We start from the raw sequence: 1,517 nt of genomic DNA, 5'->3' as shown, positions 1-1,517 counted from the left end.
GCTGACGTGGCCCAAGCCAAATTCACGGATACCCGGCGAGTCGATCAACTCGCCGCCGCCCGGGAAGTGGAACAGCCGTGCGGTGGTGGTGGTGTGGGTGCCCTGGCCGGACAGCTCCGACAGCGGGCCCACGCGGGTTTCGACTTCCGGCAACAGGCTGTTGACCAGCGACGACTTGCCCACGCCAGACTGGCCGACGAACACGCTGATCCGCCCGTCCAACTGCTGTTGCAGCTGTTCCATGCCGTTGCCGTGGTGAGCCGACACTTCCAGCACCGGGTAGCCCAGGGTGCGGTAGACCGCCAGCAATGCGTTGAGCGCCGGGGCGTTCTGCTCGTCGATCAGGTCGAATTTGTTCAGCAGCAGCAACGGGCGGATGCCAGCATGCTCAGCCGCGACCAGGTAACGGTCGATCAGGTTGGCATGGGGCTCGGGCAGTGGCGCGAACACGATCACGATCATGTCGACGTTGGCCGCCACCGGCTTGAGCTGCCCACGGCTGTCGGGGCGGCGCAGTTCGGTGCTGCGCGGCAACTGGGCGACGATGACGCCGATGCCCTGGTTGCCGGCACGCCACACCACCTTGTCGCCGGTGACCAGCGCGGGCAGGTTGGCGCGCAGGTGGCAACGGAACACCTGGCCTGCGAGTTCGCCTTCGAGCGCCTCGACTTCGACCTGCACACCAAAGTGCGCGATCACCAGGCCCGTTTGTTCGGGGCCCAGGTCGCCGCCCTCGAGCGCTTCCACGGCTGAGGATTCACGTTTGGCGGCGCGGGCGGCGCGTTCACCTTGAATCTTTTCGATGCGCCAGTTTTGGCGACGGTTGAGCTGGCGTTTGGCCATTGGTGTTCCGTGTCGATAATGCAAAAGTTGGGTAAAACGGCCGCGAGTCTAGCACGCCCCCGCCTGCTAAACTGCCCGGCTACGCCAAGGTGCCAAGAGAATCAAGCCATGCAAAACCCACAGAACCTGATTTGGATCGATCTGGAAATGACCGGTCTGAACCCCGACACCGACGTCATCATCGAGATGGCGACCATTGTCACCGACAGCAACCTCAACACCTTGGCCGAAGGCCCGGTGATCGCCATCCACCACAGCGACGCCGTACTCGCCACCATGGACGAGTGGAACACCCGCACCCACGGTAACTCCGGGCTGACCCAGCGCGTGCGCGACAGCCGCATCAGCATGGCCGAAGCCGAGGCCGAAACTATCGCCTTCCTGGAAAAATGGGTGCCCAAGGGCAAGTCGCCAATCTGCGGCAATAGCATCTGCCAGGATCGTCGCTTCCTTTATACGCACATGAAGGGGCTGGAAAGTTACTTCCACTACCGCAACCTGGACGTGTCGACCTTGAAGGAACTGGCTGCGCGTTGGGCGCCGGAAGTCAAAGACAGCTTCCATAAAGGCAGCACGCACCTGGCGCTGGACGATATTCGTGAGTCGATTGCCGAGTTGCAGCATTATCGCAAGCATTTCATCAAGGCTTGATTCTGCGGCGCCAGTGAGTGCGC

Annotated in this window: 2 protein-coding genes; one reads left to right on the top strand and one right to left on the bottom strand. The window is 62.5% G+C overall.

The genetic code is table 11. The annotated features are described in order from the left end of the window. A partial coding sequence (rsgA, locus tag BKD70_RS23925) for a small ribosomal subunit biogenesis GTPase RsgA (RefSeq protein ID WP_070415526.1) occupies positions 1-843 on the bottom strand: 843 nt, incomplete at its 3' end. A 108-nt stretch (positions 844-951) separates the two neighbouring features. On the opposite strand from rsgA, the gene orn reads away from it, so the two are divergent. Continuing rightward, positions 952-1,494 carry an oligoribonuclease gene (orn, locus tag BKD70_RS23920; protein ID WP_003171343.1) on the top strand — a complete coding sequence of 181 codons (543 nt, stop codon included), beginning with the start codon at positions 952-954 and terminating at the stop codon, positions 1,492-1,494. Positions 1,495-1,517 lie beyond the last annotated feature (23 nt).

Source organism: Pseudomonas sp. BS-2016 (genome assembly GCF_001806145.1).
Taxonomy (GTDB): Bacteria; Pseudomonadota; Gammaproteobacteria; order Pseudomonadales; family Pseudomonadaceae; genus Aquipseudomonas; species Aquipseudomonas lundensis.
The sequence above is the reverse complement of the archived record's forward strand: the minus strand, read 5'-3'. Positions and strand labels throughout refer to the sequence as shown.